The organism is Bradyrhizobium sp. WSM1743 (assembly GCF_000473065.1).
Lineage (GTDB): Bacteria > Pseudomonadota > Alphaproteobacteria > Rhizobiales > Xanthobacteraceae > Bradyrhizobium.
Map to the genome: position 1 here is coordinate 1 of NZ_AXAZ01000052.1, position 26,666 is coordinate 26,666.

At 64.3% G+C, this 26,666-nt stretch carries 29 protein-coding genes; 18 read left to right on the forward strand and 11 right to left on the reverse strand.

Going from position 1 to position 26,666, the window contains the following annotated elements; genetic code table 11:
- Positions 1-324 precede the first annotated feature (324 nt).
- Together fbcH and petA are read right to left on the reverse strand one after the other, a co-directional pair.
- Positions 325-2,397 (reverse strand): cytochrome b/c1, encoded by a 2,073-nt coding sequence (fbcH, locus tag YU9_RS0126450; RefSeq protein ID WP_027575506.1) that lies wholly within the window; start codon positions 2,395-2,397, stop codon positions 325-327.
- 62 nt (positions 2,398-2,459) lie between these two features.
- On the reverse strand, positions 2,460-2,990 hold the full coding sequence (petA, locus tag YU9_RS0126455) for a ubiquinol-cytochrome c reductase iron-sulfur subunit (RefSeq protein ID WP_027575507.1): 531 nt from the start codon (positions 2,988-2,990) through the stop codon (positions 2,460-2,462).
- A gap of 279 nt (positions 2,991-3,269) precedes the next feature.
- On the opposite strand from petA, the gene YU9_RS0126460 reads away from it, so the two are divergent.
- The 5 genes from YU9_RS0126460 to YU9_RS0126480 all read left to right on the forward strand — a co-directional run bounded on the left by YU9_RS0126460 (position 3,270) and on the right by YU9_RS0126480 (position 6,656).
- The gene (locus YU9_RS0126460) at positions 3,270-3,737 is read left to right on the forward strand and encodes a tRNA (cytidine(34)-2'-O)-methyltransferase (protein WP_027575508.1); all 468 of its coding nucleotides are present in this window, start codon (positions 3,270-3,272) and stop codon (positions 3,735-3,737) included.
- 22 nt (positions 3,738-3,759) lie between these two features.
- On the forward strand, positions 3,760-4,392 hold the full coding sequence (gene queE / locus YU9_RS0126465; protein ID WP_027575509.1) for a 7-carboxy-7-deazaguanine synthase: 633 nt from the start codon (positions 3,760-3,762) through the stop codon (positions 4,390-4,392).
- Between the two features lie 15 nt (positions 4,393-4,407).
- On the forward strand, positions 4,408-5,295 hold the full coding sequence (gene hemF, locus YU9_RS0126470; RefSeq protein ID WP_027575510.1) for an oxygen-dependent coproporphyrinogen oxidase: 888 nt from the start codon (positions 4,408-4,410) through the stop codon (positions 5,293-5,295).
- A gap of 5 nt (positions 5,296-5,300) precedes the next feature.
- Positions 5,301-6,044 carry an HAD family hydrolase gene (locus YU9_RS0126475; protein ID WP_198028304.1) on the forward strand — a complete coding sequence of 248 codons (744 nt, stop codon included), beginning with the start codon at positions 5,301-5,303 and terminating at the stop codon, positions 6,042-6,044.
- 408 nt (positions 6,045-6,452) lie between these two features.
- Positions 6,453-6,656 carry a YodC family protein gene (locus YU9_RS0126480; RefSeq protein ID WP_027575512.1) on the forward strand — a complete coding sequence of 68 codons (204 nt, stop codon included), beginning with the start codon at positions 6,453-6,455 and terminating at the stop codon, positions 6,654-6,656.
- Positions 6,657-6,763: 107 nt separating this feature from the next.
- Here the strand turns inward: YU9_RS0126480 and YU9_RS42530 are convergent, their stop codons facing one another.
- Positions 6,764-7,642 (reverse strand): tripartite tricarboxylate transporter substrate binding protein, encoded by an 879-nt coding sequence (locus tag YU9_RS42530; RefSeq protein WP_051380518.1) that lies wholly within the window; start codon positions 7,640-7,642, stop codon positions 6,764-6,766.
- 194 nt (positions 7,643-7,836) lie between these two features.
- Between YU9_RS42530 and YU9_RS0126490 the strand changes: the two genes are divergently transcribed.
- Complete coding sequence (locus tag YU9_RS0126490; protein ID WP_198028303.1) at positions 7,837-8,742, forward strand: LysR substrate-binding domain-containing protein; 906 nt, start codon at positions 7,837-7,839, stop codon at positions 8,740-8,742.
- Between the two features lie 47 nt (positions 8,743-8,789).
- On the opposite strand, the gene YU9_RS46190 is transcribed toward YU9_RS0126490, so the two are convergent.
- Positions 8,790-9,263 carry a MarR family winged helix-turn-helix transcriptional regulator gene (locus tag YU9_RS46190; RefSeq protein ID WP_084299061.1) on the reverse strand — a complete coding sequence of 158 codons (474 nt, stop codon included), beginning with the start codon at positions 9,261-9,263 and terminating at the stop codon, positions 8,790-8,792.
- Positions 9,264-9,358: 95 nt separating this feature from the next.
- Between YU9_RS46190 and YU9_RS0126500 the strand changes: the two genes are divergently transcribed.
- From YU9_RS0126500 to YU9_RS0126510, 4 genes are all read left to right on the forward strand, one after another.
- Positions 9,359-9,727: an antibiotic biosynthesis monooxygenase gene (locus YU9_RS0126500; protein WP_027575515.1), complete on the forward strand. Its 369-nt coding sequence runs from the start codon at positions 9,359-9,361 to the stop codon at positions 9,725-9,727.
- 27 nt (positions 9,728-9,754) lie between these two features.
- Complete coding sequence (locus tag YU9_RS51150) at positions 9,755-9,904, forward strand: hypothetical protein (protein ID WP_371259199.1); 150 nt, start codon at positions 9,755-9,757, stop codon at positions 9,902-9,904.
- A complete protein-coding gene (locus YU9_RS51155) occupies positions 9,886-10,152 on the forward strand; it encodes a hypothetical protein (protein ID WP_371259200.1) in 267 nt (88 codons plus the stop codon). The genes YU9_RS51150 and YU9_RS51155 overlap by 19 nt, the downstream gene beginning before the upstream one ends.
- 204 nt (positions 10,153-10,356) lie before the next feature.
- Positions 10,357-11,001 (forward strand): cation transporter, encoded by a 645-nt coding sequence (locus YU9_RS0126510; protein WP_027575516.1) that lies wholly within the window; start codon positions 10,357-10,359, stop codon positions 10,999-11,001.
- 305 nt (positions 11,002-11,306) lie between these two features.
- Here YU9_RS0126510 and YU9_RS42540 read toward each other — a convergent pair whose 3' ends face one another.
- Both YU9_RS42540 and YU9_RS0126520 read right to left on the reverse strand, forming a co-directional pair.
- Positions 11,307-12,311 carry an ABC transporter substrate-binding protein gene (locus YU9_RS42540; protein WP_051380521.1) on the reverse strand — a complete coding sequence of 335 codons (1,005 nt, stop codon included), beginning with the start codon at positions 12,309-12,311 and terminating at the stop codon, positions 11,307-11,309.
- Between the two features lie 192 nt (positions 12,312-12,503).
- Positions 12,504-13,298, reverse strand: a complete 795-nt coding sequence (locus YU9_RS0126520; protein ID WP_027575517.1) for a dienelactone hydrolase family protein — start codon at positions 13,296-13,298, stop codon at positions 12,504-12,506.
- Positions 13,299-13,704: 406 nt separating this feature from the next.
- On the opposite strand from YU9_RS0126520, the gene YU9_RS0126525 reads away from it, so the two are divergent.
- The 4 genes from YU9_RS0126525 to YU9_RS0126540 all read left to right on the forward strand — a co-directional run bounded on the left by YU9_RS0126525 (position 13,705) and on the right by YU9_RS0126540 (position 15,097).
- A complete protein-coding gene (locus YU9_RS0126525) occupies positions 13,705-13,920 on the forward strand; it encodes a dodecin family protein (RefSeq protein WP_027575518.1) in 216 nt (71 codons plus the stop codon).
- A gap of 165 nt (positions 13,921-14,085) precedes the next feature.
- The gene (locus YU9_RS0126530) at positions 14,086-14,397 is read left to right on the forward strand and encodes a hypothetical protein (RefSeq protein WP_027575519.1); all 312 of its coding nucleotides are present in this window, start codon (positions 14,086-14,088) and stop codon (positions 14,395-14,397) included.
- Between the two features lie 151 nt (positions 14,398-14,548).
- Entirely contained in the window at positions 14,549-14,728 is a 180-nt protein-coding gene (locus YU9_RS0126535; protein ID WP_027575520.1) for a hypothetical protein, read from the forward strand.
- Positions 14,729-14,767: 39 nt separating this feature from the next.
- Positions 14,768-15,097 carry a GcrA family cell cycle regulator gene (locus YU9_RS0126540; protein ID WP_027575521.1) on the forward strand — a complete coding sequence of 110 codons (330 nt, stop codon included), beginning with the start codon at positions 14,768-14,770 and terminating at the stop codon, positions 15,095-15,097.
- A 448-nt stretch (positions 15,098-15,545) separates the two neighbouring features.
- Here YU9_RS0126540 and YU9_RS0126550 read toward each other — a convergent pair whose 3' ends face one another.
- Genes YU9_RS0126550 through YU9_RS0126570 form a run of 5 tightly spaced genes read right to left on the reverse strand, consistent with a single transcriptional unit; the run spans position 15,546 to position 19,128 of the window.
- Entirely contained in the window at positions 15,546-16,313 is a 768-nt protein-coding gene (locus tag YU9_RS0126550) for a sulfite exporter TauE/SafE family protein (RefSeq protein WP_027575523.1), read from the reverse strand.
- Entirely contained in the window at positions 16,310-17,566 is a 1,257-nt protein-coding gene (locus tag YU9_RS0126555; RefSeq protein ID WP_027575524.1) for a CCA tRNA nucleotidyltransferase, read from the reverse strand. Before YU9_RS0126555 ends, YU9_RS0126550 begins: the two co-directional genes overlap by 4 nt.
- Positions 17,567-17,576: 10 nt before the next feature.
- Positions 17,577-17,840: a DUF6111 family protein gene (locus YU9_RS0126560; RefSeq protein ID WP_027575525.1), complete on the reverse strand. Its 264-nt coding sequence runs from the start codon at positions 17,838-17,840 to the stop codon at positions 17,577-17,579.
- Complete coding sequence (locus YU9_RS0126565; protein ID WP_027575526.1) at positions 17,837-18,520, reverse strand: CoA pyrophosphatase; 684 nt, start codon at positions 18,518-18,520, stop codon at positions 17,837-17,839. The genes YU9_RS0126560 and YU9_RS0126565 overlap by 4 nt, the downstream gene beginning before the upstream one ends.
- The gene (locus tag YU9_RS0126570) at positions 18,517-19,128 is read right to left on the reverse strand and encodes a DUF1285 domain-containing protein (RefSeq protein WP_027575527.1); all 612 of its coding nucleotides are present in this window, start codon (positions 19,126-19,128) and stop codon (positions 18,517-18,519) included. Before YU9_RS0126570 ends, YU9_RS0126565 begins: the two co-directional genes overlap by 4 nt.
- Positions 19,129-19,399: 271 nt before the next feature.
- Here YU9_RS0126570 and YU9_RS0126575 point away from each other — a divergent pair, with 271 nt between their 5' ends.
- The 4 genes from YU9_RS0126575 to YU9_RS0126590 all read left to right on the forward strand — a co-directional run bounded on the left by YU9_RS0126575 (position 19,400) and on the right by YU9_RS0126590 (position 26,364).
- A complete protein-coding gene (locus YU9_RS0126575; RefSeq protein WP_027575528.1) occupies positions 19,400-20,398 on the forward strand; it encodes a MoxR family ATPase in 999 nt (332 codons plus the stop codon).
- Positions 20,398-21,342, forward strand: a complete 945-nt coding sequence (locus tag YU9_RS0126580; RefSeq protein ID WP_027575529.1) for a DUF58 domain-containing protein — start codon at positions 20,398-20,400, stop codon at positions 21,340-21,342. The genes YU9_RS0126575 and YU9_RS0126580 overlap by 1 nt, the downstream gene beginning before the upstream one ends.
- The gene (locus YU9_RS0126585) at positions 21,339-24,149 is read left to right on the forward strand and encodes a DUF4159 domain-containing protein (RefSeq protein ID WP_027575530.1); all 2,811 of its coding nucleotides are present in this window, start codon (positions 21,339-21,341) and stop codon (positions 24,147-24,149) included. Before YU9_RS0126580 ends, YU9_RS0126585 begins: the two co-directional genes overlap by 4 nt.
- A gap of 151 nt (positions 24,150-24,300) precedes the next feature.
- Positions 24,301-26,364, forward strand: a complete 2,064-nt coding sequence (locus tag YU9_RS0126590) for a membrane protein (protein ID WP_027575531.1) — start codon at positions 24,301-24,303, stop codon at positions 26,362-26,364.
- Positions 26,365-26,666 lie beyond the last annotated feature (302 nt).

Genomic DNA, 26,666 nt, shown 5'->3' on the forward strand with positions numbered 1-26,666 from the left:
CGCAGACCTCCCGAGGTAAGACCGACCGCCTTCACCGCACGCCCGCCGGATTTACCACCCCGACCCTTGATGACCATGGACTTCGCAATCATGTGCTTGCTCGTCCGGCCGGGTAGGCCTCGTTATCCGGTTCTTGTCCATCGGGTCGCGGCTTTGCCCCGCGCTGTCTTCAGACCCCATCTCGCGATGACGCCCTTGCGCTTCGCTAATCCTTCGCCGTCATCAGGCTGGATAGAGGACTTCCACCTCCAAGCTGTCGTTCATACTCGGCACACACAAAAAAGCCCCCTCGCGGGGGCTTCTTCATTTCTCGTCTCGCGCCGCTCAGTGCGAGGCGGCCCAGACCTTCTTCTTCGTGAAGTACATCAGGCCCGCGAAGATGATCAGGAACACGAACACCTGGAAACCGAGGCGCTTGCGCGCTTCCATGTGCGGCTCGGCGGTCCACATCAGGAACGTGGTGACGTCCTTCGAATACTGCGCGACGGTGGTCGGTGAGCCGTCGTCATAGGTCACCTGGCCGTCGCTGAGCGGCTTCGGCATCTTGATGGCATGGCCCGGGAAGTACTTGTTGTAGTACGAGCCCGCCGGGATGGTGACGCCCTCCGGCGCCTTGTCCTCGAAGCCCTGGAGCACGGCCGCGACATAGTCCGGACCCTGCTCCTGGTACTGCGTGAAGAAGTCGAAGATGAACCAGGGGAAGCCGCGCTTATAGGAGCGCGCCTTGGTGATCAGGGACAGGTCGGGCGGCGCCGCACCGCCGTTCGCGGCACGCGCAGCCTGCTCGTTCGGGAAGGGCGAGGGGAAATAATCCGCCGGCCGGCCCGGACGCTCGAACATGTCACCCGCATCGTTCGGACCGTCCTTGACCTTGTAGTCCGATGCGAAAGCCGCCGCCTGCGCCACCGAATAGCCGGGCCCGCCGGGCTCAGCGAGGTTGCGGAAGGCGACATAGGACAGGCCGTGGCAGCTGGCGCAGACCTCCTTGTAGACTTTCAGGCCGCGCTGCAGCGCGCCGCGATCGAACTTACCAAAAGGGCCCGAGAACGACCATTTGTTCGCCGGCGGCGTGTCGCTGCCTTCAGATGCTTTCGCGCTGTCGATCGAGCCTGCGAACAATGATCCGGCGAGTGCCAGCGCGATCGCGGTCGAGACCATCGGCGTCGACCTGCTGCCGGTCTTGGCCAGGACGGCATCCGAGATCGAGTTCGGCACCGGCCGCGGCTTCTCGATGCGCGCGAGCAGCGGCAGCACGATCAGGAAGTAGGCGAAGTAGCAGACCGTCAGGACCCGGCCGGCAACGACGTAGATGCCTTCCGGCGGCTGCGCGCCGAGATAGCCGAGCAGGATGCAGACCACGACGAAGATCCAGAAGAACTGCTTGGCGAGCGGACGGTACTTCGACGACCTGGTCCTGGCGCTGTCGAGCCAGGGCAGGAAGGCAAGGATGATGATCGCCCCGAACATCGCGATGACGCCCGCGAGCTTGTTCGGGATCGAGCGCAGGATCGCGTAGAACGGCAGGTAATACCATTCCGGCACGATGTGCGGCGGCGTCACGCCCGGGTTCGCCGGAATGTAGTTGTCGGCGTCGCCGAGATAATTCGGCATGTAGAAGATGAACCAGGCGTACAGCAGCATGAAGCAGGCGACGCCGAACATGTCCTTGATGGTGGCATGCGGCGTGAACGGCACCGTGTCCTTTTCCGTCTTCGGCTCGACGCCGTCAGGATTGTTCTGTCCGGCGACGTGCAGCGCCCAGACGTGCAGCACGACGACGCCCGCGATCACGAACGGCAAGAGATAGTGCAGCGAGAAGAAGCGGTTCAGCGTCGGGTTGCCGACCGCATAACCGCCCCACAGCAGCGTCACGATGCTCTCGCCGATATAGGGAATGGCGGAGAACAAATTGGTGATGACGGTGGCGCCCCAGAAGCTCATCTGGCCCCACGGCAGCACATAGCCCATGAAGCCGGTCGCCATCATCAGCAGGTAGATGATGACGCCGAGGATCCACAATACCTCGCGCGGCTCCTTGTACGACCCGTAGTAAAGGCCGCGGAACATATGGACGTAGACGGCGACGAAGAACATCGAGGCGCCGACCGCGTGCATGTTGCGGAGCAGCCAGCCGTAGTTCACGTCACGGACGATCAGCTCGACCGACTTGAAGGCGAGATCGGCATTCGGCGTGTAGTGCATCGCCAGGATCACGCCGGTCAGGATCTGCATCCCAAGCATGAAGGAGAGGATGGCGCCGAAGGTCCACCAATAGTTCAGGTTGCGCGGGGTGGGATAGGCGACGAAGGAGGAGTGGATGAGACCAAAGATCGGCAGACGCCGCTCGATCCATTGCAGGGCCGGATTGCTCGGCTGGTAGTCGGATGGTCCGCTCATGATGCGATCCTGAGGAAATAGTACGACGAGACGGCGCGAAGCTTCGGACGCAAGTCCGAGGCTCAGCCGATCTGGATTTTGGTGTCGGAAACGAACTGGTACGGCGGCACCGGCAGGTTCGCGGGCGCGGGCCCCTGGCGGATGCGGCCGGACGAATCGTACTGCGAACCATGGCAGGGGCAGAAGAACCCGTCGTAGCTGCCTTCATGAGCGATCGGGATGCAACCGAGATGGGTGCAGATGCCGATCACGACCAGCCACTGCTCGTGGCCGGACTTGACCCGGGCCTCGTCGGACTGCGGATCGGGCAGGCTCGCCACGTTGACGGCGCGCGCCTCGTCGATCTGCTTCTTGGTGCGGTGGCTGATGTAGATCGGCTTGCCGCGCCAGAACACCTTGACGTCCTGGCCCTCGGCGATCGGGCTGAGATCGACCTCGATCGGCGCGCCGGCGGCGATGGTCGAGGCATCAGGATTCATTTGGGAGATGAAGGGCCAGAGCGCAGCCGCGCCCCCTACTGCTGCAGCTGCCCCCGTTGCAACGAATAAGAAATCACGGCGTGTCGGATGGTCCGCCGAAGACGCTGTCGTCACGATTCCAACCCTTTCTTCTTATGCGACCGGTCGAACCGCTCCGGGGGGCGCCCAAGAGGTCCCCGGAAAGGCTGCCGGCGCCCGCGGCCCCCCGCGGCGGCAGAACTTGGCTTGTTCACCTCTAAACGGGTGAAACAGCAGTCCAGAATCGTTCTATTGGCACCCTTGCCGGGCGAGCGCAAGCCCGCTAACGGCGTGGGAGCGTGCCATGCACGAATTCCCGGGCGGGCGATGTTTTATTGAGACATTTCCGGCCCGGCTTGCCCCGCGACACCGCCCATGCAGATAGCACTTTTCCAACCCGACATCGCTCAGAACACCGGCACGATTCTCAGGCTTTGCGCCTGCCTGGACATGGCCGCCCACATCATCGAACCCGCGGGCTTCCCCGTCTCCGACCGCTTGTTCCGCCGGGCGGGAATGGATTACCTCGACCATGTCAGGCTTACCCGCCATGACTCCTGGGTGAAATTCGAGGACTGGCGCGCAGGCCAGGGCTGCCGGCTGCTGCTGTTCACCACCAAGGCCGCCACCGACTACCGCGATTTTCATTACCAGAGCTCGGACATCCTGCTATTCGGGCGCGAGAGCGCCGGCGTCACCGACGCGGTGGTCGAGGCCGCCGATGCGCACCTGGTGATCCCGATCAAGGCGGGGCTGCGCTCGCTCAATGTGGCGATGAGCGCGGCCATGGCCGCAGGCGAGGCGCTGCGGCAGATCCGGAACCTCGAAGGCCGCAAGGATTGACCAAAGGATTGAGGAGAGAGACTTGAGTTACGCGGTCAAGGAAATCTTCCTGACCCTGCAAGGCGAAGGCGCCCATGCCGGGCGCGCGTCCGTGTTCTGCCGTTTTGCCGGCTGCAACCTCTGGAGCGGCCGCGAGGCCGACCGCGTGGACGCGACCTGCAAGTTCTGCGACACGGATTTCGTCGGAACCGATGGCACCCTCGGCGGCCGCTACGGCTCGGCCGCGGAACTCGCCGACACCATCGCCGCGCAATGGACCGCGAGCGCCGCCAACCGCTACGTGGTTCTGACCGGCGGTGAGCCGCTGCTCCAGGTCGACGCCGCGCTGATCGACGCGCTGCACGCGAGAGGTTTCGAGATCGGCGTCGAGACCAACGGCACGATCCCGGCTCCCGAGGGGCTCGACTGGATCTGCGTCAGTCCCAAGGGCGGCAGCGAGCTGGTCCTGCGGCGCGGCCACGAGCTGAAGCTGGTCTATCCCCAGGCGTTGGCGATGCCCGAAGCCTTTGAGGATCTCGCCTTCGAACGCTTCTCGCTGCAGCCGATGGACGGGCCCGAGGTCGCCGAGAACACCGCGCGTGCGATCGACTATTGCCTGCGCCATCCGCAATGGCGGCTGAGCGTGCAGACGCACAAATCGCTCGGCATCAGGTAGGACACGGGAATGCAGATGGACGCTACGACAATCGAAGACCGCAAGGCCCGCGCCCGCGCCTGGTTCGAGCGCTTGCGCGACGACATCTGCGCGAGTTTCGAGCGGCTCGAGAATGACGCGCCGCAAAGCCTCTATCCGGGCGAAGCCGGCCGCTTCAAGCGCACGCCCTGGCAGCGCACCGACCACACCGGCGCGCCCGGCGGCGGCGGGGTGATGTCGATGATGCATGGCCGCCTGTTCGAGAAGGTCGGCGTGCACTGCTCGACCGTGCACGGCGAATTCGCCCCGGAATTTCGGGCTCAGATCCCCGGCGCCGCGGAGGATCCAAAATTCTGGGCCTCCGGCATCTCGCTGATCGCGCACCTGCGCAATCCGAACGTGCCCGCCGTGCACATGAACACGCGCTTCGTCGTCACCACCAAAGCCTGGTTCGGCGGCGGCGCCGACCTCACGCCGGTGCTGGAGCGACGGCGGACGCAGGACGATGCCGACAGCGTCGCCTTCCACGCGGCGATGAAACAGGCCTGCAGCCAGCACAGCAGCGTTGCCAACTACGACAAGTACAAGAAATGGTGCGACGAGTATTTCTATCTGCCGCACCGGAAAGAGGCGCGCGGCATCGGCGGCATCTTCTACGACTGGCACGACAGCGGCGACTGGGATGCCGACCTCGCCTTCACCCAGGACGTCGGCCGCGCCTTCCTGAAGATCTATCCTGAGATCGTGCGGCGCAATTTCGCGAGCGCCTGGACCGCTGCGGACCGCGAGGAGCAACTGATCCGGCGCGGCCGCTATGTCGAGTTCAACCTGCTCTACGACCGCGGCACCATCTTCGGACTCAAGACCGGCGGCAATGTGGACTCGATCCTGTCGTCGCTGCCGCCGGAGGTGAAGTGGCCGTGACCTCGATGAAGCCCGCCGCAGAGCCGCTGCCCCGCGCCATGCTGATCGACATGGACGACACCATCCTGTCGGCCTATGGCCGGCCCGAGATCGCCTGGAACACCATCACGGCCGAGTTCGCCGAGGAACTGGCGCCGCTGCCGCCGCCGATGGTCGCAGCCGCGGTGCTGGCGTTCGCGCGAAACTTCTGGGCGAACGCGGAAGCCGCGTGGCGGATGAAGCTCGCCGAAGCGCGGCACCTGACGGTGAAGGGCGGTTTCGCCGCGCTCGCGGCCGCCGGCCACCGCGCCCTGCCCGACGACCTCGCCATCCGCCTCGCCGACCGCTTCACCGCCTATCGCGAGGAGGAGATGTTCGTCTTCCCCGGCGCGCATGAGGCGATCGACCAGTTCAAGGCGCTCGGCATCAAGCTCGCGCTGGTGACCAACGGCGCCGCCGATATGCAGCGCGCCAAGGTCGAACGTTTCGAGCTGGCGCACCGCTTCCACCACATCCAGATCGAAGGCGAGCACGGCTTCGGCAAGCCCGAGGAGCGCGCCTATCTGCACGCGATGGAGGCGCTCGGCGTCACCGCCGAGGATACCTGGATGATCGGCGACAATCTGGAATGGGAGGTTGTGACGCCGCAGCGCCTCGGCATCTATTCGATCTGGATGGACGTGCATGGCGACGGCCTGCCTGAAGGCTCGACGGTCAGGCCCGACCGCATCATCCGCTCGCTCGGCGAGCTGCTGCCTGACCAGGCGTAATTGGGGCGCGCGAACAAAAACTGCGAAAACAACCCCATGCACAGTAGGGCGCCGCTGCAGAATCAAGGGCTTACGGATTTTACGAATCGCGTTTGACCCGTCGGGCAAAACAGGGGCATAATGCCATCGTCGGGATGCGTGCGTTGGAGGCGCAGAACCTGGCAAACAGCTCGCTCGCAGCCCATCCCTCGAGACGCCCGCCTGCGGCAGGCCCTCAGGATGAGGTCGCGTTTTGCAGCGAGATCGTCTGACCCTCATGGTGGGGAGCCCGCCAAAGCGGGCATCTCCGGACGATGCTTCGCATCGCCTAGAGAACCATGCGAGGCCGCGGTGCCCCCATCCGTTTTCCGCGTGTCATGACCGCCTGCTAGCCTCACAGACGCGTCGATCAAACCGAAAGGACAATCCATGGATCTGAAAGCCGGCGATGTCGTAATGCTGAAATCCGGCGGCCAGCCGCTGACCGTCGCGGAGGTGAAGGAAAACGAGGCGCTCTGCCTGTGGATGGGCATGGAAGGCGACCTGTTCCGCGAGACGCTGCCGCTCGCCGCGCTGATGCAGGTCGAGGAAGAGGACGACGAAGACGAGGATGAGGACGACGACGAGGAGTAGGCGTATCGTCGTCAAGCCGGAGCTTTCCGCTCCGATGCTCCCGATGTCCGCTTCTGCCAATAGCGGACATCGCTGGATGTCGTACAGCGGCCAAGAGGGGCAGCTCCTCAATTGACTCCAATTCCTGCAGAGCGGATCACGCGCGCATACTTCTCAGTCTCTTGGGCGAAGAACTCGGAGAATTGTGTTGATGAACCGAGGATGCTCGTTCCCCCGAGTTCTGCAATCCTGGTCTTCATGCGGGGGTTCTCGAGCGCGACGTTAACTTCCCGGTTGAGCCTTTCGACAATGTCTGTCGGCGTCATTCTGGGAGCACCTATGCCGAACCACGAACCGGCCTCGTAGCCAGGGACAGTCTCGGCGGCACTCGGCACATCGGGCAGACTCGCAGACCTGTTCGAACTTGTCACCGCAATCGGGATGAGCTCACCTCGCCTGATGTGCGCAATCGACGAGGGCATGGGATCGAACATTGCGTCAATGCTTCCGGCCAAGAGAGCGGCGAGCGCGGGCGTTGAACCGAGATATGGCACCAGCGCAACATCGATGCCGGTCATCATCCTGAACAGTTCGATGCCGATGTGCTGAGGCGTACCGTGGCCTGCGAATCCGATCTTGAGCTTTCCCGGGTTGGCCCTGGCGTAGGCGATGAATTCCGCGGTCGTCCGAACTGGAACGGAGGGATGCACCTCGATCACCAGCGGGACCCGATACAAGAACGCAACGGGCGCGATATCACGGGCGAAATCGAAGTCGAGCCCTTTAAAAAGGGTCGTGTTGATGGTGTTCACGGGTCCACAAATGAGGAGCGTGTGACCGTCAGGGTCCGACTTGACCACCGATCTCGTCGCCACATTCCCGCTCTGCCCCGGCCGATTTTCGATGATGAACTCCTGACCGAGTCTCTCGGAAAGCCATGGGGCGATAAGGCGACCGGCAATGTCGACCGGCCCCCCCGGCGGGAAATCCGACAACAAGCCGTACACTTCGCGCCGGATATCCCTCGGCCACGGCGATCCCTGGCAGAACTGATGTCCCTATCGTCGCCAACGCGGCGTTCACGAAATCGCGCCTGCGCAGTTGCATGTCGCCCTCCTTGCTACCGACCGTACAGCTAACGTTTGGACCTTCATTCCGCTATGATATGCTTGGACCGATCTCGATACTTTCAGGGTATGGCGTGGACCTACGTCGCCCTAGATATTTCGTTGCGGTTGCCGAGGAAGGACACATCACCCGCGCAGCCGAGCGCCTTGATATGCAGCAGCCGCCTCTCAGCCGACAGATCAGCCTGATGGAACGAGATCTGGGCGTTCAGCTTTTCCGTCGCACGCCTCGCGGCGTCGAAATGACCGCCGCGGGTCAAGCCCTGTTGAGGGAAGCCAAAGCGGTCCTTGCGCAGTTCGATCGCGCGATTGATGCGACCCGGCGTGCGGCACGCGGAGAACAGGGCACTCTGTGTATCGGAATTGCGCCAACAGCGCCCTTTAACCCGTTCGTTCCGGACTCGATTCGATGCTTCAGGGAAGCCAATCCGCTGGTTTCGCTCGTGTTGCACGAGGGGCTCAGCAATGACATCGTTGCGCAATTCAACAACGACCAGATGGACGTTGCCTTCGTGCGCGCGTCCCAGATCCATGCAGAGGGAGTCATCGTCGCCCCTCTTCAAGAGGAGCCTTTGGTCGCCGCCTTGCCAAGCCGTCATCGCGCGGCAAGAACCAAATCCAGGGCAGTTTCCCTGAAGAGCTTTGCCAACGAAAAGTTCATCATGATCGGCCCGGCCGGAACCGGCTTGCACGACGGGACAATCGCAGCTTGCCATAGGGCTGCATTTACACCTCGTCTTGGCCAGCCGGCCCCCAGAATTACATCGGCGCTCGGCTTGGTAGCGGCTGGACTGGGCATCGCGCTGGTGCCTTCAACGATGCAGAGTGTACGGATGAAAGGGGTTACTTATCTTCCGCTTGCAGATGCCTCAGCAAAGGCTTTCCTTGGCTTGGCTTGGCGGCGAGACGATCCGTCGCCCGTCCTCAAGAAATTCTTGAGCCTGGTTCGGGCTATGGCAAAGAAAAGGCCTTCGATCTGACGTCGCCTGTCACGACGCGTCCCGGAACTCCCGGGGCCGCGGAGTGATCATTTCAGATCATCCGGATCGTTGCTCTCCAGTTTCTTCCGAAGAGCCGTGACTACACGGTGAACGGCTTGCAGGTCCTTGATCGCGAGCCCCTGCGAAAGGCCGTTGATCCACGGCGCCTGCAAAGCCATGGCGGCATCGAAAGCGCGCCGTCCTTTCTCGGTCAAGACGACAAGCTGGGCTCGCCGATGATGTGGGTTGGCCTCGAACGCCACAAGCCCTTCCGCGTGCAGATCGTTGACGATCCGCTGCACGTTCTGACGATTGGCACCGAGATCGCGGGCAAGCCATGCGACTGGCTGGGACCGCTCGGCGTGAACAATTGCGCCGAGAATTTGCCAGCGCGCGCTCGTCAGCCCAAGCCGGGCCACCAAGCGGTCGCCTGCGGTCAAGAGCAGACTGTTCAGCCGGAACAGATCGAGCATGAGGTCGGTCAAAGCATCGCCGGCCGGCGTTCGTTGGGATTTTAGCATCTGGCACCATAGAATGATATTGACATCATTATGTCAATCTAATATCTAGAGCATCGTACCATATTGACATCATGCAACCAAATCCCGGAGGCTTCATGTCGTTGCTGCGCCCTCTCGACCCCACCTTTCCGATCGATCGCCAACTCGGCATCGATGCCGGTCCCGTTGTGCTGGTGAATGTCTTCACACTCGACAATGCCGACGAGCAAAGCTTCCTTCAGGTCTGGCAGGACGACGCTGCCTTCATGAAGCGGCAGCCTGGCTTCATCTCCACCCAGCTGCACCGCGCGATCGGCGATAGCCCGACCTACCTGAACTATGCCGTCTGGGAATCGACCGCCCATTTCCGCGCCGCGTTCACACGCCCAGAGTTCAGATCGAAGATCTCGGCCTATCCCTCTTCCGCCGTCGCTTCCCCCCACCTGTTCCAGAAGGTCGCGGTGCCCGACATCTGCGTCGCGTGATCGCTCGGCACACGGTGGAGTTGGACAATGGCCAAGATTCTTCATCCCATGGCCGGCGCGACGGCACTGGTGATGATTGCAACCTTCTGGATCTCCACGGTTCTCACGGAAGTGCTTGCGTCACACGCGAGCGTCACGGTGATCAAGTCGGCGATACCGTGGGCTTCCTGCTATTAGTCCCGGCGCTGGCGGTGACAGGAGGCTCGGGGTTCTTCCTCGCCAAGGAAGGGCGCGCCGGACTCATCGGTGCGAAGATCAAACGCATGCCTTTCGTCGCCGGCAACGGCATCCTCGTTCTCATTCCTGCCGCCCTGTTTCTCGCTTCCAAGGCGAAGGCTGCCGAGTTCGACACGACGTTCTACGCGGTGCAGACGCTCGACTGCTTGCCGGCGCGACAAACATCTTTCTACTCGGTCTCAATATGAGGGATGGCTTCAAGATGAAGGGGCGATTCCGCGCCAGCCGACGCGATCGCTTCAACGCCCATCCTGTGGTGTGAGGCCACCGCGAAGCGCCGCGCTCACGAGCAGAACTGGAAGATTATACAATTTCCGAAATACATGAATTATGACTTCGCACGAGCAGAAGGTAGTCTGGCGGCTCCAGCCAAACGGGACTATTCTGACGGTATGAAGGATTGCTGTTGTGCCCCGCCGCCACTCGATCTAGGCGGCAAGCAAAAGCGGAACGAAGCCTTCCGGTGCGTCCTCTGGGCGGTGCTGCTGATCAACGCCGCTATGTTCGCTGTGGAGATCGCAGCTGGATTGGCTGCTGGTTCGGCATCCCTCCAGGCCGATTCCCTCGACTTCCTTGGGGACGCGGCGAACTACGCCATAAGCCTGCTGGTCGTCGGAATGGCGCTTCGGTATCGCGCTTCCGCCGCGCTGGCAAAGGGCGCGACGATGGGCGTGTTCGGCCTGTGGGTTATCGGAACCGTTATTTGGCACTCCCTGCACGGGACCCTTCCCAGTGCATTCACGATGGGTACCGTCGGCCTGGCGGCATTGGCCGCCAACGCTGCATCGTTCGGATTGCTTTGGACTTACCGAGAAGGCGAAGCGAACATGCGGTCGGCATGGATTTGCACGCGCAATGACGTGCTCGGGAACGTCGCGGTGCTGCTGGCCGCGGCAGGCGTCTTCGGAACGGGGACGGGCTGGCCGGACGTTACGGTGGCCGCGATCATGGCCGTACTCGCGATGCAAGGCGCATTCCTGGTAATCAGGCAAGCAGTTGCCGAATTGCGCTCGGGATCGCTCGCGATGGCGGAATAGCCTGCAGCAGACTGATTTCCGTCTCGGGGGCAAGATGCGAAGAACCCAGCACGATTTCGGTGTAGGGGCATAAGCACTCGACGGAGCCGCGGCTATTCTCTTCCGCTCTGGCTCAATGAACCGACGGTCTAAAGGCTACGTCCGGGCGGGCGTTGGATGTGAAGATGCTGTTCTTGACGTGCCCCCAGGGAAGCCACCGGTGCCGTAGATCAGCAGGTTGTTCGCAGCCGAGACGTCCATCGGGAGCCAGGCGGCCGATCAGCCGCATCACCTCGATATTGCACCACGCCCCACGCAAGCGGACATCATTCAATCACCTCGTCGGCGCCAGCGAGGAGTGTCGGCGTCATCTCGAGGCTGAGCGCTTTGGCAGCCTTCAGATTGATGACCAACTGGAATTTGTTGGGCCGATAGATCGGGATGTCGCCCGGCTTGGTCCCGTTTAGGATCTGATGCACGTCGATGGCAAGACGTTGGGCAAGCTCGCCCAGATCCGGCGCATAGCTCATCAGCCCGCCAGAATCCACATAGTCGCGAAAGGGATAGATGATCGGAAGATGATGTTTCCCGGCGAGTTCGGCAATGGAGGCGCGTCGTGCCAAAAGGGTGCCGCTCGCGTCAACCATGGCAGCGTCGAATTGCTGTGAGGTCATCTCGAAGGCGCGACGGAGTTGCGCATCATTTACCTCCGGGAGGAAATTCCAGGTCAGCACGATCCCTAGGCCGCGCCCCGCTTTCTGAAGCGACAATCCTAGTGAGGTGTCGATCAAGACACGGGACGACGTCAGGTAAGCGACCTTGGCGGCCAAGGGCACCGCCTCCTTCAGGATTTGCAAGCGCTTGGCGACGATTTCGTAGCCTGCATCGATGCTGACGCCCGTAAGGTTGCCTCCGGGATGCGCGAGGTTTGCAACCAATCCTGTCGCAACCGGGTCTCCCATGATCGCAACAATCGGTATCGTTGTGGTGGCCGCCGCGAACGCTTCGATGAGATCGTTAAGATTTACAACGATCACCTGCGGGCCGCGGCCAACGACGGTGGCAGCAAGAGAAGCAAAATGTTCGGAGCGACCTTCTGCGGAATAACGCTCGACCACGATATTGGCTCCTTCCGCATAGCCCAACCCGCGCAGCGTTTCATGAAACCGCCGCACCCAGAAGGGGCCAGCAGTCTCGGTCAGCTGACCCGCGGGAATGCCCGAATGAACAAATGCAATCCGGTGCTGCCGCGGGGCCCGCTGCGCCCAACCAGCGAGCGGCCAAGCCGCTGTCGCACCGCTCAGAAGCTTGATGAACTCCCGTCGCTGCATCGCCAATCCCCGTGGTCGAAGCGTGCGTCCATTCTAGGACGTTCCTTGTCCAGGCTGCAGCCAGCTTAACCGCACCATCTTGGCGCCTGATGCCTGCCCTGATCCGGTTTGGCCCGCCGCAAAGTGCGAAACTGCAGCCCGATCTATTCCGACGCTAAAGAAGAAAGGGCCACGCCGCGGTGGCCCTTTTGATTATTTTTGAAGGTTTGCGGCAAAGAACTTGGCTGCTTCGGCCTTTGCTTCCTGATCAGCTTTTGCGTCATATCTGAGCGGCAAATTGAACTTCTTGCCGAGTTCGGTCGCTTCGGGGTTCGTGAACGCGTGCACAGCACCGGAATACTCGATGATCCGATAATCGGTCTTCGCTGCGTCGAAATCCTTCTTAAGCGCATCGTACTGCTCGCGCTTCACGAACGGGTCGTCCGCGCCGTTCAGAATGAGGATTTTAGCTTTGACGGTTCCCGGCGCCGGTGCAGGAGTATTGAGACCAAGTGTCGCGTGAAAGCCCGCAACGACGGCGAGATCAGCGCCGGCGCGTCCCATGTTCAGCACCACCGCGCCGCCGAAGCAGTAACCAACTGCGCCGATCCGCTGGGGATTGACCGAAGCCTGCTTGGCGAGTTGCTCCCGCGCTGCGTTGAACCGCGCCTCCATCGCCTTCGGGTCCTTCATCACCGCCCCCGAGAGCGCGCCGGCGTCCTTCGGGTTGTCGGCGGTCCTGCCATCGCCGTACATATCCGCAATGAACGCCGTGTAGCCCTGCTCCGCGAATTTCCGTGCCTCGTTATGGATATGCTTGGTGATGCCCCACCATTCGTGCACCATGACGACGCCGGGCCGCTTGGCCTGGGTCGCGTCATCGTAGACAACGAAGCCCTTCATCGTGGTCTCGCCATCCGTGTAGGTGACCGGCTCTTCCCTGATCGCTGCATGTGCGCTCGCGACCATTGCGATCGCGCAAAGTGCTCCCACTATGATCGTTCGCATGCTGACCTCCCGCGGGTTTGGCTCAACACAAATTGGCATACCGGCGACTACTGCGCTAGGCTTTGAAAGCGATGCAGGTGCCCTCGGTGGCTGCACCTACTTCAAGTTTCCGGACCTCCAGCTTAAGGCGGAGCGTGCAGACATTGCGGTTGGTCGTTGTCGTGTGAGCGATGCTACTGACGTCGCCCTTGGGCCAAACAGGAAAGTGACAGCCAATCGGACCCTTTCCCATCTACCCGCTATGAGCGGACACGATGGCGCTTGTCCAGCAAGTTAGCTCGGGCCAAGGCCGCCCTCCGCCAAGGGCAGTTTGTCCTCCCCGGATCCGGGCGACATCCCCGGGACCGTATCGCCGTCAATATCCAGGTGCTAGATTTCCCTGCTCCTACCGAACAGGAGGAACGACATGCCTGACAGCGTCTACAAGGTCATTGAACTGGTCGGTACCAGCGCCGACTCCTGGGAGAAGGCGGCCGCCAATGCGGTCGAGCAAGCTGCAAAATCTCTTCGAGATCTTCGCGTTGCAGAGGTCGTCAAGCTCGATATGCAGCTGGATGACAAGGGAAAAGTCGAGGCCTATCGCGCCAAGCTCAACGTATCGTTCAAGTTCGAGGGCTCCTGAGCCTCGGCACCTCGCCCCCGCTTGTGGGGCGAGGATGACTCAATGGAAAAGGCGCGTTGCGCGCTCCGTCCAACCGGACGCTGTGACCCAGCCCGGAAGTAGGCTCTGGTCCGATTGGGACCGATATGCTTTGATGCAGGGGGGCGTATGGCGCGTGGTGCCCCGATGTACATGGTCATTCGCAAGTACACCAAGGTTCGCTCGGTAGCGGACGCCGCTCGCCGCGCCAAGAGCGGCGTCGGCGAGATCCTGAGGCAATCGCACGGATTCAGATCTTATTATGTGCTGGATGCGGGCGACGGTGTTGGTATCGCCGTGATGATATTTGACGACCGCGAAAGCGCCAATGCAGCGAACGCCAAGATACTGGCGTTTGTTCAGGCGAGTCTTCATGACCTCGATCTTGGAGTTCCCGAAATCACCACCGGGGAGGTTTTGGTGAACATAGAGCCTAACGGGTCCTTGGGCATAGAGTAGCCGAAAGCGCTGCCAGCTGCATGGGGTGCCGCCTGCTGCTGATGCAATCAACGTGATCCGCATCGGCTTTGCAGCGATCGCGCCCTGGGCATCTGCAGGTCGTTGGCCGGGGAAATGCGACTGCGCGTAGTTTTCGAGGAGTAGCAACAACATGAAGCAACACACCACCGAAACATTTTCCACCACGGCGGTCGGCTGGACACCGCTTGTGCTTACGGGCACCGCGATGCCGCCAAGAGATCCCGATGAAGACGAAGAGGACGAGGAGGACGAGGAGGAAGAAGATGACGCTGACGAACCGGCGGTCGTGCGCGAGCCGGACGAAGACTAGGCTGGCGCGCGCTCGGCAGTCCGCGATATATTGTCTCCCATGGGCTGGGATGCGAAAGACATAGCGCTCCTCAATAGGCTCTGGTCCGAAGGACAGAGCGCGGCGCAGATCGCGCGCCGTCTCGGGTGCAGTCGTAACGCGGTCTGCGGCATGCTGACCCGTCAGGGCCTGAAGCGTGGCCACAAGCCGCCCACGGCGAGACCCAAGATAAGGTCGGCCCCGAAGCTGAGGCCGACGTCGTCGGCAGACTGCGCACGTCCAGCTGCACAGAAGGTGTCGCGGAACACAGCGGAGAGGCAGCAGCCCAAGGAATTCAGCAAGCAGCAGCTTTACGCCATTCTGGCTGAGGCGGTCAGAAACACTGGCTAAGAGTTCACCACCAACGTCGCTGCGCTTCCGTCACTGCCTGGCCAAGCTCGACGGGGTTCGGCTGTCGCGTATCTTGCAAAGGCTTGTCTGCTTTCAACTCAGATGGCGGTTCCGGCCAGCAAGAAGACGCCGCCTAGCACGACCATCGCAAGTCCAGGCCAGTTCGATCTGATGCCGAAGCCGCTCCCTGGCCTTTCAGGCTCCAGCGTGTCACGCCCGGAGCGAAGCCACTTTCCACCGCTGAATCGGCCTCGCCAGATGGGCTGAAACGCCATTTGGAGCACGCCGCCGAAAACAAGGAGAACACCAAGCCATATGAGAGTCATGCTCACCTCCTGTTGCTCCTCGGATGTGACGCTGGGGCACTCTATCCCTTTTCCGGCGGGGGCAGACACGAAATTGGTGACCAGTGCGGACGCGCCGGGCGAACCGGTGCCTCGACCGTGTATCAGATCAGCTGCCTCGCTGCCGCCGAGATCATCACCAGCCCGCCGGTGATGACGGCGACGTCGAGAATGGCCGTGTGGATGTGCACCGGCATCCGCTCGACGAACGCTTTTGCGAGGAACGCGCCGGGGATGGCGATGGCGCCGATCAGCAGCGCGAAGGCGAGCACCTGCGCGGTGACGGCACCGGCCAGCCCAAACACCGAGATCTTGATCAGGCCGGTGCCGAGCGAGATCATCGCGTCGGTCGCGATCACCGCGGCGCCTTCGAGGCCTGCGGCCATCAGGAGCGAGAGCAGGATCACGCCGGAGCCCGAGGTACCGCCGACCAGGACGCCGTAGCCGACCGAGCCGGCGGCGAGGCTGCTGTCGCCAATCCTGACATCTCGGCGGCGGAGCACGCGGCGCAGCGGCACGCTCAGGATCAGCATGGTGCCGATCACGAGCGCCGCGCCGGCATTGGTGAGGCGCGTGTAGCCGTAGGCGCCGAGCGCCGTCGTCAGCGCGGCGCAGGCGAGCACGATCAGCGCGCGGCGGCGGTCGGCATAGCGGACATAGGCAAGAGCCCGGCTCGCATTGGTCAGCATCGCGGAGATCGCGATGATCGGCACCACCGGCTCGGCGCCGACCAGCGGCACCAGCACCAAGGGCATCAGGGCGCCGGTGCCGTAGCCGGCGAGACCACCGACGATCGAAGCAAACAACGCCATCAACGCGACCAGCAGGAGCTGGAAAATCGAGATGTCGGCGAAGCCTGAAACGATGGTCACCTTCTCTCGTCGCGGCTGATGCGAGCCGCAGCTTGATCGGCGATGGCAGCGAGCGCGGCTTCCTCTAGTGGAAAATCCGCCGCAAGCCAAGCGTCCTCGGCAAGTGTCAACACATGTCCGAGCGCAGGTCCTTCCGCCAGGCCGCGTGCGATGAAGTCGGCGGCCTTCAGCGGAAATTTCGGCGCGGTCCAGCGCTGCGGCAGCTCGGCGAGCGCACGCCAGCGCGGCGAGGCGACATCGCCGCCGTTCCTCGCCCAGCCCAGCAACACGCGATCGTGATAGCGCTCGGCTCCGAGCCGGTAGAGCAACCGCCGTGCATTGGCTTCGTCCTTGGTGGCGAAGCGCCACCAGCGGTGCCCCATCGAATCCAGCGCCTTGGCCTCGGCATTGGAGAGCCGCAAGCGCACGGCGACGCGCTTGGCATCTTCGGTCACGGCGACCGTCAGCGCGGCCAGGCGTCGCGTGCTGCTCGCGGCGAGGCCGAGCTCGCGCTCGATCGCGATCATCGTCGCCAGGGGGCCCGTATAGACCACGCCGCCGATCAGCGCTTGCAGCAATCCGCCCTCGGCCATGGCCAGCACGGCCGCGGCTGCACCGCCGGGCACCAGCAGCTTCAGCATCTCCATGCGCACCCGCTCGGCCGAGAGGCTGGCTAGCCCTGCGCGTCCGCGGATGCAGGCGAGATAGCCGTCGCGGTCGGGCTCGCCGGCGCCGAAGGCGGCGTGGATGCGGAAGAAGCGCAGGATGCGCAAATAATCCTCGGCGATGCGCTGGTCGGGATCGCCGATGAAGCGCACGCGGCGGGCTTTGGCATCCGCGATGCCGCCGACATAGTCGTAGACGACACCATCAGCATCGACGGACAAGCCGTTCATGGTGAAGTCGCGCCGCTCGGCATCCTTCACCCAGTCGCGGCCGAACGCGACCGTGGCCTTGCGGCCGAAGGTTTCGGTGTCCTCGCGCAGCGTCGTGATTTCATAGGGATGCCCGTCGATGACGAGCGTGACGGTGCCGTGGTCGATGCCGGTCGGCACGCCCTTGATGCCGGCGGCCTTGGCGCGCCGCATCACCTCCTCCGGCAGCGCCGTGGTCGCGATGTCGATGTCACCAGGCTTAAGGCCGAGCAGTGCATTGCGCACGGCGCCGCCGACCACCCGCGCCTCCTCGCCATCAGCGCTGAGCAGCTCCAGGACACGCGCGGTCCCGCCTGCAGTCAGCCAGGGCGCATGGGCAAGTAAAGGCTCCGCGCTCATCGATCGGCCCCTATTTTTCCACGCCCGGCACGAGCTTGCCGTTCTCGATATGGGCGGGAACGTAGGTCGAATCCGGCGGCGCGCCGGAGAAATGCGCGAGGCCGATCAGGCCCGCGATGACGAGCGCGAGCGCGACCAGGACGAGGCGCGCGACGATCGCGACCGGCCAGGAGGATCGTGCGAACAGGCCGGAGCGCGTGGCGGCCAGGAACAGCGCATAGACGGCAAAGGGGATGAGGAAGATTCCGATCTCGGTCAGAACCGTCCGGATCATGATGAATAGATCCGCTCATACAGCACACGCAACATTCCCGCCGTCGCCCCCCAGATGTAGCGTTCCGCGAACGGCATCGCGTAGTAGGACCGCGGCATGCCGCGGAATTCCTTGCTGTGCACCTGGTGGTTCACCGGATTCATCAGGAAGGATAGCGGCACCTCGAACGCATCATCAACCTCGGAATGGTTGATGGTGAGCGAAAAGCCGGGCCTGACCTTCGCCACCGTCGGCAGGATGCGGAAGCCGAAGGCGGTGCCGTAGAGATCGAGATAGCCGAGCGGTTCGATGAAGTCCCTGGAGAGCCCGACCTCCTCCTCGGCCTCGCGCAGCGCCGCATCGAGCGGCGAGGCATCGGTCGCGTCGATCTTGCCGCCGGGAAACGCGATCTGGCCGGCATGGTCGTTGAGATGCGCCGAGCGCTGCGTCAGGAGGATGGTCGGCTCGGGATGATCGACCACCGCGATCAGGACCGCTGCGGGGCGCACAGGCTGCTCGCGCGCGATGATCTCGAGCATCTTGTCGGTCCCCGGATCGCCCGAGGCGGGGATGATGTTGGGGTCATAGAGGCCGGGCGGCACGTCGAAGCCGAGCCTCGCCCTGGAGCGGGCGAAGAAATCCGCCGCGCCTAAGATGGCGGGATCACCTTCAGCCTCGCTCCTGGGAATAGGCTTGTTCAAAGCGCGGCCCTCACCTGCTCCGCATCGGCCATGGCGAAGAATTCGCCGGCCGACTCGACACCGAACATCGGCTGGCCATCGACCATCCGCTCCTCGCCCATGTCAACCAGATCGTAATAGAGCGCCCTTGTGACCTTGGCCCAGAGGTCGGCGCGGACGTGCAAGTAAGGCGTCAGCCCGCCGTCTTGCGCCTGCTCGAAACGCAGCCGGTGCGCGGCATCGCAAATCACCCAGTCGTCGACATTGGTGCGGAAGCTCAGCACGCGATGGTTGTCCTCGCCGCTTTTCAACATCTCGACCGCCATGAACGGCGCATCATCGACGCGGATGCCGACCTTCTCCACCGGAGTGACCAGGAAATGCTTGTCGCCCTCGCGCTTGAGGATGGTCGAGAACAGCCGGACGAGGGCGTGACGCCCGATTGGCGTCCCCATGTAGAACCAAGTACCATCGGACGCGATTCGGATGTCGAGATCGCCGCAAAACGGCGGATTCCACAAATGCACCGGAGGCAGGCCCTTTTTGGCGCCTTCGGCATTGGCAGCGCTTTTGGCAGCGGCAGTCAGCCCTTCAAGACCGCGATCGGCGCTCTGCCCTTGGTTCGCCATGGTTTGCCCTGACTTTGTCATTGGCACGATTGGTGCAGGTCTACGTTGTACTCGGGTGCGCGGTTCCATACGGAATAGTCCGGTGTGGAGGTCGCCACTTCGTGATGCCGTACATACCCCGAAGCCGATAAGGTGGGGATAGGTTAATTCAACGAATACATGGCCTTCCTGCAAGTCTAGCATAGGGCCCATGATCTGACGTGATGACCTGACGTGACGTGCTGACCTGACGGTGCAAGCAAGCCGCGTGGCAGGCTGAAGGAGCGAGCGAATGGCGGAGAGTGTCGAGAAACTCGAGGACGGGATCGTCCGTTCGGCCGAACAGGTGTCGAGCCAGATTCGCGCGGCCAAGGACGCGATCGCCTCCGTCATCTTCGGCCAGGATCGCGTGATCGAGAACACGCTGGTCACCATCCTCTCCGGCGGCCATGCGCTCTTGATCGGAGTGCCCGGTCTCGCCAAGACCAAGCTGGTCGAGACGCTCGGCGTCACGCTCGGTCTCGATGCCAAGCGCATCCAGTTCACGCCCGACCTGATGCCCTCGGACATCCTCGGCGCCGAGGTGCTGGACGAGAGCACCGCGGGCAGGCGCGCGTTCCGCTTCATTGCCGGGCCCGTGTTCGCGCAGCTCCTGATGGCCGACGAGATCAACCGCGCCAGCCCCCGCACGCAGTCGGCGCTCCTGCAGGCCATGCAGGAGCAGCACATCACCGTTGCCGGTGCGCGCCACGATCTGCCGAAGCCTTTCCACGTGCTCGCGACGCAAAACCCGCTGGAGCAGGAAGGCACCTATCCGCTGCCGGAAGCGCAGCTCGACCGCTTCCTGATGGAGATCGACGTCGACTATCCCGATCGCGATGCCGAACGCCGCATCCTGTTCGAGACCACCGGCGCGGAGGAGACGCTGGCCAGGGGCGCGATGACGCCCGATGCGCTGATCGCCGCGCAGCGGCTGATCCGGCGCCTGCCGGTCGGCGATTCCGTGGTGGAGGCGATCCTGTCGCTGGTGCGCTCGGCCCGCCCGGGTCCGGATGCCGGCGAAGCCGGCAAGTTCATCGCCTGGGGACCCGGCCCGCGCGCCAGCCAATCCTTGATGCTGGCGGTGCGCGCGCGTGCGCTGATCGACGGACGCCTCGCGCCTTCGGTCGACGACGTGCTCGACCTTGCCGAACCCGTGCTGAAGCACCGCATGGCGCTGACGTTCCAGGCGCGCGCCGAAGGCCGCACGATTCCGGACGTGATCCGGCAATTGAAGACACGGATCGGTTGATGGCAGCAGAGAACGGGTCCGCAGCGAAGGAGACACTGGCGATCCGACGTGCCGATGGCGAAAGCCGCACGCTCGCCGCTTCGCTGCCGCGCCTGGTGCTTGAGGCCCGCCGCGTCGCCGCCAACGTCATCCACGGCCTGCATGGAAGGCGCCGCGCCGGCTCCGGCGAAAATTTCTGGCAGTACCGCCGCTTCGTCTCGGGCGAGCCGTCGCAGAATGTCGACTGGCGCCGCTCGGCGCGCGACGACCATCTCTATGTCCGCGAGCTCGAATGGGAAGCTTCGCACACGGTCTGGATCTGGCCGGACCGCTCGCCCTCGATGGCGTTCGCCTCGAAGACTGCGCGCGAGTCCAAGCTCGAGCGGACGCTGATCGTCGCCTTCGCGCTGGCCGAGCTGCTCGTCGCCGGCGGTGAGCGCGTCGGCATTCCCGGACTGATGGCGCCGACCGCAAGCCGCAGCGTGATCGACAAGATGGCGCAGGCGATGCTGCATGACGATGGCGACCGGCTGAGCCTGCCGCCGTCCTTCGTGCCCGCGGCACTGGCCGAGATCATCGTGCTGTCGGATTTCTGGTCGCCGATCTCCGAGATCAGGACGACGCTCGCGGGGCTCTCCGGCTCCGGCGCACATGGCACGATGGTGCAGGTCGTCGATCCCGCCGAGGAGTCGTTCCCCTATTCCGGCCGCATCGAGTTCGTCGAGCCCGAAGGCTTCGGCGTGATCACCGCCGGCCGCGCCGAGAGCTGGGCACAGGATTACGCTGTGCGGCTCGCGCTGCATCGCGACCAGATCCGCGCCGAGACCAACAACCTGGACTGGCTGTTCACGACGCACGCGACCGACCGCTCGGCCGCCGAGCTGCTGCTGTTCCTGCATGCAGGCATGCAGGTGAGCAAGTCGGGCGCCCGCACCACCACCATCAAGGCGGGGCCGGCCGCATGATGGGATTGCCGCTCGCCTTCACGCAACCGCTGCTCCTGATCGGCCTCGTCAGCCTGCCCGTGCTGTGGTGGCTGCTCCGCGTGATGCCGCCGCGGCCGCGCCGGATCGAGTTTCCGCCGACGCGGCTGTTGTTCGACATCACGCCGCGCGAAGAGACGCCGTCACGGACGCCGTGGTGGCTGACCGCGCTCCGCCTGCTCGCCGCCGCGCTGGTGATCTTCGCCGCCGCCGGCCCGATCTGGAATCCGCAAACCGGCCTCGCCGGCAGCAAGGCGCCGCTGATGATCATGTTCGACGACGGCTGGAGCGCCGCATCGCACTGGGACGTCAGGATCAGGGCCGCCGACGAGCTGATCGCCAACGCCGACAACGACGGCCGCGGCATCGCGCTGGTGCCGCTGTCCGAGCCGAACCGCGACATCACCCTGATGCCGGCAGGGGCGGCGCGCGTCGCGCTGCGGCAACTGGCGCCAAAACCCTATTCGATCGACCGCGTCGAGACGCTGGCTGCAGTCGAGCGTTTTCTCAAAGTCACCGGCGACTGCGAGATCGCTTGGCTGTCTGACGGCGTCGACACCGGCCGTGGCGAGGACTTCGTGGCTGGCCTCGGCAAGACCATCGGCGATCGCAGCCTGACCGTGTTCGAAGGCGGCACCTCCTCGCCGCTGGCCCTGGTCGCCGCCGAGAACGCCGCGGCGAAGATGACGGTGAAGGTGCTGCGCACCGATAGCGGCATCGCGGTCGGCACCGTGCGCGCGCTGGACCAGAAGGCATCGCCGATCGGCGAAGCCCGCTATTCGTTCGGTCCGCAGGACAAGGAAACCGAAGCGGCGTTCGATCTGCCGGTCGAGCTGCGCAACGACATCACGCGGCTCGAGATCTCGGGCGAGCGCTCCGCCGGCGCGGTGCAGCTGCTCGACAAGCGCTGGCGCCGCCGCGCCATCGGCATCGTCTCGGGCTCGACCAGCGAGACCGCGCAGCCGCTGCTGGCGCCGACCTTCTATCTCACCCGCGCGCTGGCTCCGTTCGCCGACGTGCGGCTCGCCGACAAGGGCTCGCCGCAGCAGGGTATCACGCAATTTTTGGACCAGAAGCTGCCGATGATCATCCTCGCCGATGTCGGTACCATCGCGCCTGAGCTCCGCGAGCGCCTCAATGCCTGGATCGACCAGGGCGGCGTGCTGGTGCGGTTCGCAGGGCCAAGGCTGGCGCAGGCCGAGGACGATCTCGTGCCGGTGAAGCTGCGCAAGGGCGGTCGCACGCTCGGCGGCAGCCTGACCTGGGAGAAGCCGCAGCATCTCGCCGCCTTCGCGGCCGATGGCCCGTTTGCCGGCGTCGCAGTGCCCAAGGACGTCACCGTGAGCCGGCAGGTGCTGGCCGAGCCGGATGCCGTGCTCGCCACCAAGAGCTGGGCCTCGCTGGAGGACGGCACGCCGCTCGTGACCGGCGAGCATCGCGGCAAGGGCATCGTCAGCCTGTTCCACGTCAGCGCCGACATGCGCTGGTCGGATCTGCCGATGTCGGGCACCTTCGTCGAAATGCTGCGGCGGGTGGTCGACATGTCCGGTTACACGTCCAAGCCGGGCGCGGGTGTTGCCAGCGAAGCGACCACTGAAACGGTGGCACCGCTGCACATTCTCGACGGATTTGGCGCCTTCGGCCCGCCGCCGGCGACCGCAAAGCCGCTGCCTGCGGATTACCGCGACCGCGCCACACCTGACCATCCGCCCGGCTTCTATGGTCCGGCAGAAGGACCGCTTGCCGTGAACACGCTTGCCGCCGCCGACCGCATCGCGGCCCTGAACACCGCGGCCCTGCGCGCCCGGCACGCCACCTACACCAATGCCGAGCCGCGCGACTTGCGCGGCTGGCTGCTGTCGACGGCGCTCGCGCTGTTCCTGATCGACGCCATCATCGTCGCGGTGCTCGGCGGCGGAATTGCCGCGCTGCTGCGCCGCCGCGCCGCACCCGCCATGATCGTGCTCGCCCTGCTCGCAGGATTCGCCTCGCTCTCGCCCACGCCGTCGCGCGCCGATGGCGTACCCGACGAGTTCGCGATGAAGGCGGTATCGCAGACCCGCCTCGCCTATGTCGTGACAGGCAATGCCGACGTCGATTCCATCGTCAAAGCGGGGATGAACGGGCTGACGCTGTTCCTGGCCCAGCGCACGGCGCTGGAGGCCGGCGATCCCGTCGGCGTCGATCCCGCACGCGACGAGCTCGCCTTCTTCCCGCTGATCTACTGGCCAATCGTGCCGGGCGCGCCGAAGCCGCCGCAGGACGCCATCAACAAGATCGACGCCTACATGAAGCAGGGCGGTACCGTGCTGTTCGACACCCGGGACGCGATCGAGGCACCGCCCGGCGCAAACGGGGCGTCGCAGACCCCGGGCATGCAGACGCTGCGCGAGATCCTGTCGTCGCTCGACGTGCCCGAGCTCGAGCCGGTGCCGCGCGAGCACGTGCTGACCAAGACCTTCTATCTGCTGCGCGACTTCCCCGGCCGCTTCACCGCCGGCCAGACCTGGGTCGAGACGTTGCCGCGCGAAGACGACGAGGACAGCGCGCAGCGGCCGGCCCGCGGCGGCGACGGCGTCTCGCCGATCATCATCACCTCGAACGATCTTGCCGGCGCCTGGGCCGTGCGGCCCGACGGACAGGCCATGCTGCCGGTGACCGGCGGCGACAGCCGCCAGCGCGAATTCGCCTACCGCGCCGGCGCCAACATCGTGATGTACACGCTGACCGGCAACTACAAGGCCGACCAGGTGCACGCACCGGCGCTGATCGAACGGCTGGGGCAATAGAGACGCTCATGTCGAGCTTCATCCACACGCTCCGTCATTCCGGGATGGTCCGAAGGACCAGACCACAGGTGCGCATTGCGCACCGGGGAATCTCGAGGTTCCGGATTCGGTCCAGCGGACCGATCCGGAATGACGTTGATAGGTCTGTCTGATGAATTACGGCATCGCATTCACACCGCTTGTCCCCGCGATCGTCCTGTGGCTCGCGCTGGCCGCGATCGTCGTCATCGCGCTTCTGCTGCTGGTGGTGCGTGCACGCGGCGCCGCGGTGCGCGTGGCCGCGCTGGCGCTGTTCCTGCTTGCGCTCGCCAATCCCTCCTTCACACGCGAGGACCGCGATCCCCTCACCTCGGTCGTCGCAATCGTCGTCGACAAGAGCCCGAGCCAGAACTTCGGCAGCCGCAATCGCGAGGCCGCAGCGGCGCAGGAAGCGCTGGTCGACAGCCTGAAGAAGATCAAGGGCCTTGAGGTGCGCGTCGTCGAGGCCGGACAGGCCGACGGCGAGACCGACGGCACAAAACTGTTCGGCGCCCTCGCCTCGGCCTTGTCGGACGTCCCCGTCGACCGCGTCGCCGGCGCTTTCCTGATCACCGACGGCCGCGTCCATGACATTCCCGCGAACGCCGCCGCGCTCGGTTTCCAGGCGCCGGTGCACGCGCTGGTCACGGGCCAGAAGGACGAGCGCGACCGCCGCATCGCGATCACGGCGGCGCCGCGCTTCGGCATCGTCGGGCAGACCCAGACCATCAGCTACCGCCTCGACGACCAGGGCGTCACGGGCGAGCGCGCCAAGGTCACGGTCCGCAGGGACGGCGAGGTCATCAACGAGCGCACGTTGTCGAGCGGCCAGGCCGCCAGCGTCGACGTCGACATCAAGCACGCCGGCCCGAACATCGTCGAGATCGAGGCCTCGCCGCTCGAACGCGAATTGACGCCGGTGAACAACCGCGCCGTGGTCGCCATCGACGGCGTGCGCGACAAGCTGCGCGTGCTGCTGGTCTCGGGCGAGCCGCATTCGGGCGAGCGCACCTGGCGCAATCTGCTCAAATCCGACGCCAGCGTCGACCTCGTGCATTTCACCATTCTGCGTCCGCCGGAGAAGCAGGACGGCACGCCGATCAACGAACTCTCGCTGATCGCGTTTCCGACCCGCGAGCTGTTCCAGCAGCACATCAACGAATTCCAGCTGATCATCTTCGATCGCTACGCCCGCCAGGGCGTGCTGCCGATCCCTTATTTCGAGAACATGGCGCGTTATGTGCGCGCAGGCGGCGCTGTGCTGGTCTCGGCCGGCCCCGACTATGCCTCGAACAGCAGCATCTGGCGCACGCCGCTCGATTCGGTACTGCCGGCCGAACCCGTCGGCGTCACCGAGAAGCCGTTCTATGCGCATCTGTCCGACATCGGCAAACGCCATCCGGTCACGCGCGGGCTGGAAGGCTCCGGCAGCGAGCCGCCGCGCTGGAGCCGCTTTTTCCGCACCGTCGATACCCGCAATGCGGTCAACCCGCCCGTGATGACCGGCGTCGATGGCAAGCCGCTGCTGTTCCTGTCGCGCTTCGGCGAAGGCCGCGTCGCGCTCTTGCTGTCCGATCACATCTGGCTGTGGGCGCGCGGCTATGAGGGCGGCGGACCGCATCTCGACCTGCTCCGGCGGATGTCGCACTGGCTGATGAAGCAGCCTGATCTCGACGAAGAGGCGCTACGTCTCCAGGTGCAGGGCAAGGACCTCATCGTGGTGCGTCAGACCATGGCGGACAGCGTCCAGCCGGTGAGCGTGACCTCGCCGTCGGGCGTGTCGCAGGATCTGACGCTGAGTCCCGGCGATCCCGGCGAGTGGCGCGCCAGCCTGCCGGCCAACGAGCTCGGCCTGTGGCAGGCCACCGACGGCACGCTGAAGGCGCTGATCAATGTCGGCCCGACCAATCCGAAGGAGTTTTCGGAAGTCACCTCCACGGTCGATACCTTGAGGCCGCTGACCCAGGCAACGGGCGGCGACGCCGTGCGCGTGGCCAGCGGCTCAAGCATCGAGCTGCCGCGCATCCTGCCGGTGCGTTCGACGAGCGTCTTCCACGGCGACGGCTGGATGGGCGTGCGGATGCGCGACGCCAGCGTCGTCAAGGGCGTCGGCGTGCTGCCGATCTTCGCCGGCCTGATCGGCCTGTTGCTGCTGCTCGGCGCCTTCGCCGCGACCTGGGTCCGCGAGGGGCGGTAAACTTCCAAAGCGTGATGGCTTCGCGGGCTCGTTCAACCTCTCCCGCTTGCTTGCGGGAGAGGCGCAGGCCGCCTTCGGCGGCCGTCATCTCAAGAGACGCCGAGGCAAGGCCTCGGCTATGGCGAAGCGCCGGGTGAGGTTTCTCACCTCTTGGGGGTTCTCGCCCGCGGAGACACCCTCTCCCCAACCCTCCCCCGCAAGCGGGGGAGGGAGCGCACCTCCTTGGTTGCAAACGATCAAGTCTCATCTCATCACGCATCAGACTAGCTAGTCTAGTTGCCCGAACGACACATCGGGTCGGC

What these genes read in the sequence shown, in the direction of transcription:
- fbcH (WP_027575506.1), bottom strand. Translation starts at nt 2,397, where the DNA reads ATGAGCGGACCATCCGACTACCAGCCGAGCAATCCGGCCCTGCAATGG.
- YU9_RS0126460 (WP_027575508.1), top strand. Translation starts at nt 3,270, where the DNA reads ATGCAGATAGCACTTTTCCAACCCGACATCGCTCAGAACACCGGCACG.
- hemF (WP_027575510.1), top strand. Translation starts at nt 4,408, where the DNA reads ATGGACGCTACGACAATCGAAGACCGCAAGGCCCGCGCCCGCGCCTGG.
- YU9_RS0126475 (WP_198028304.1), top strand. Translation starts at nt 5,301, where the DNA reads ATGAAGCCCGCCGCAGAGCCGCTGCCCCGCGCCATGCTGATCGACATG.
- YU9_RS0126480 (WP_027575512.1), top strand. Translation starts at nt 6,453, where the DNA reads ATGGATCTGAAAGCCGGCGATGTCGTAATGCTGAAATCCGGCGGCCAG.
- YU9_RS46190 (WP_084299061.1), bottom strand. Translation starts at nt 9,263, where the DNA reads ATGCTAAAATCCCAACGAACGCCGGCCGGCGATGCTTTGACCGACCTC.
- YU9_RS0126500 (WP_027575515.1), top strand. Translation starts at nt 9,359, where the DNA reads ATGTCGTTGCTGCGCCCTCTCGACCCCACCTTTCCGATCGATCGCCAA.
- YU9_RS51150 (WP_371259199.1), top strand. Translation starts at nt 9,755, where the DNA reads ATGGCCAAGATTCTTCATCCCATGGCCGGCGCGACGGCACTGGTGATG.
- YU9_RS0126510 (WP_027575516.1), top strand. Translation starts at nt 10,357, where the DNA reads ATGAAGGATTGCTGTTGTGCCCCGCCGCCACTCGATCTAGGCGGCAAG.
- YU9_RS42540 (WP_051380521.1), bottom strand. Translation starts at nt 12,311, where the DNA reads ATGCAGCGACGGGAGTTCATCAAGCTTCTGAGCGGTGCGACAGCGGCT.
- YU9_RS0126520 (WP_027575517.1), bottom strand. Translation starts at nt 13,298, where the DNA reads ATGCGAACGATCATAGTGGGAGCACTTTGCGCGATCGCAATGGTCGCG.
- YU9_RS0126525 (WP_027575518.1), top strand. Translation starts at nt 13,705, where the DNA reads ATGCCTGACAGCGTCTACAAGGTCATTGAACTGGTCGGTACCAGCGCC.
- YU9_RS0126530 (WP_027575519.1), top strand. Translation starts at nt 14,086, where the DNA reads ATGTACATGGTCATTCGCAAGTACACCAAGGTTCGCTCGGTAGCGGAC.
- YU9_RS0126535 (WP_027575520.1), top strand. Translation starts at nt 14,549, where the DNA reads ATGAAGCAACACACCACCGAAACATTTTCCACCACGGCGGTCGGCTGG.
- YU9_RS0126540 (WP_027575521.1), top strand. Translation starts at nt 14,768, where the DNA reads ATGGGCTGGGATGCGAAAGACATAGCGCTCCTCAATAGGCTCTGGTCC.
- YU9_RS0126555 (WP_027575524.1), bottom strand. Translation starts at nt 17,566, where the DNA reads ATGAGCGCGGAGCCTTTACTTGCCCATGCGCCCTGGCTGACTGCAGGC.
- YU9_RS0126560 (WP_027575525.1), bottom strand. Translation starts at nt 17,840, where the DNA reads ATGATCCGGACGGTTCTGACCGAGATCGGAATCTTCCTCATCCCCTTT.
- YU9_RS0126570 (WP_027575527.1), bottom strand. Translation starts at nt 19,128, where the DNA reads ATGGCGAACCAAGGGCAGAGCGCCGATCGCGGTCTTGAAGGGCTGACT.
- YU9_RS0126575 (WP_027575528.1), top strand. Translation starts at nt 19,400, where the DNA reads ATGGCGGAGAGTGTCGAGAAACTCGAGGACGGGATCGTCCGTTCGGCC.
- YU9_RS0126580 (WP_027575529.1), top strand. Translation starts at nt 20,398, where the DNA reads ATGGCAGCAGAGAACGGGTCCGCAGCGAAGGAGACACTGGCGATCCGA.
- YU9_RS0126585 (WP_027575530.1), top strand. Translation starts at nt 21,339, where the DNA reads ATGATGGGATTGCCGCTCGCCTTCACGCAACCGCTGCTCCTGATCGGC.
- YU9_RS0126590 (WP_027575531.1), top strand. Translation starts at nt 24,301, where the DNA reads ATGAATTACGGCATCGCATTCACACCGCTTGTCCCCGCGATCGTCCTG.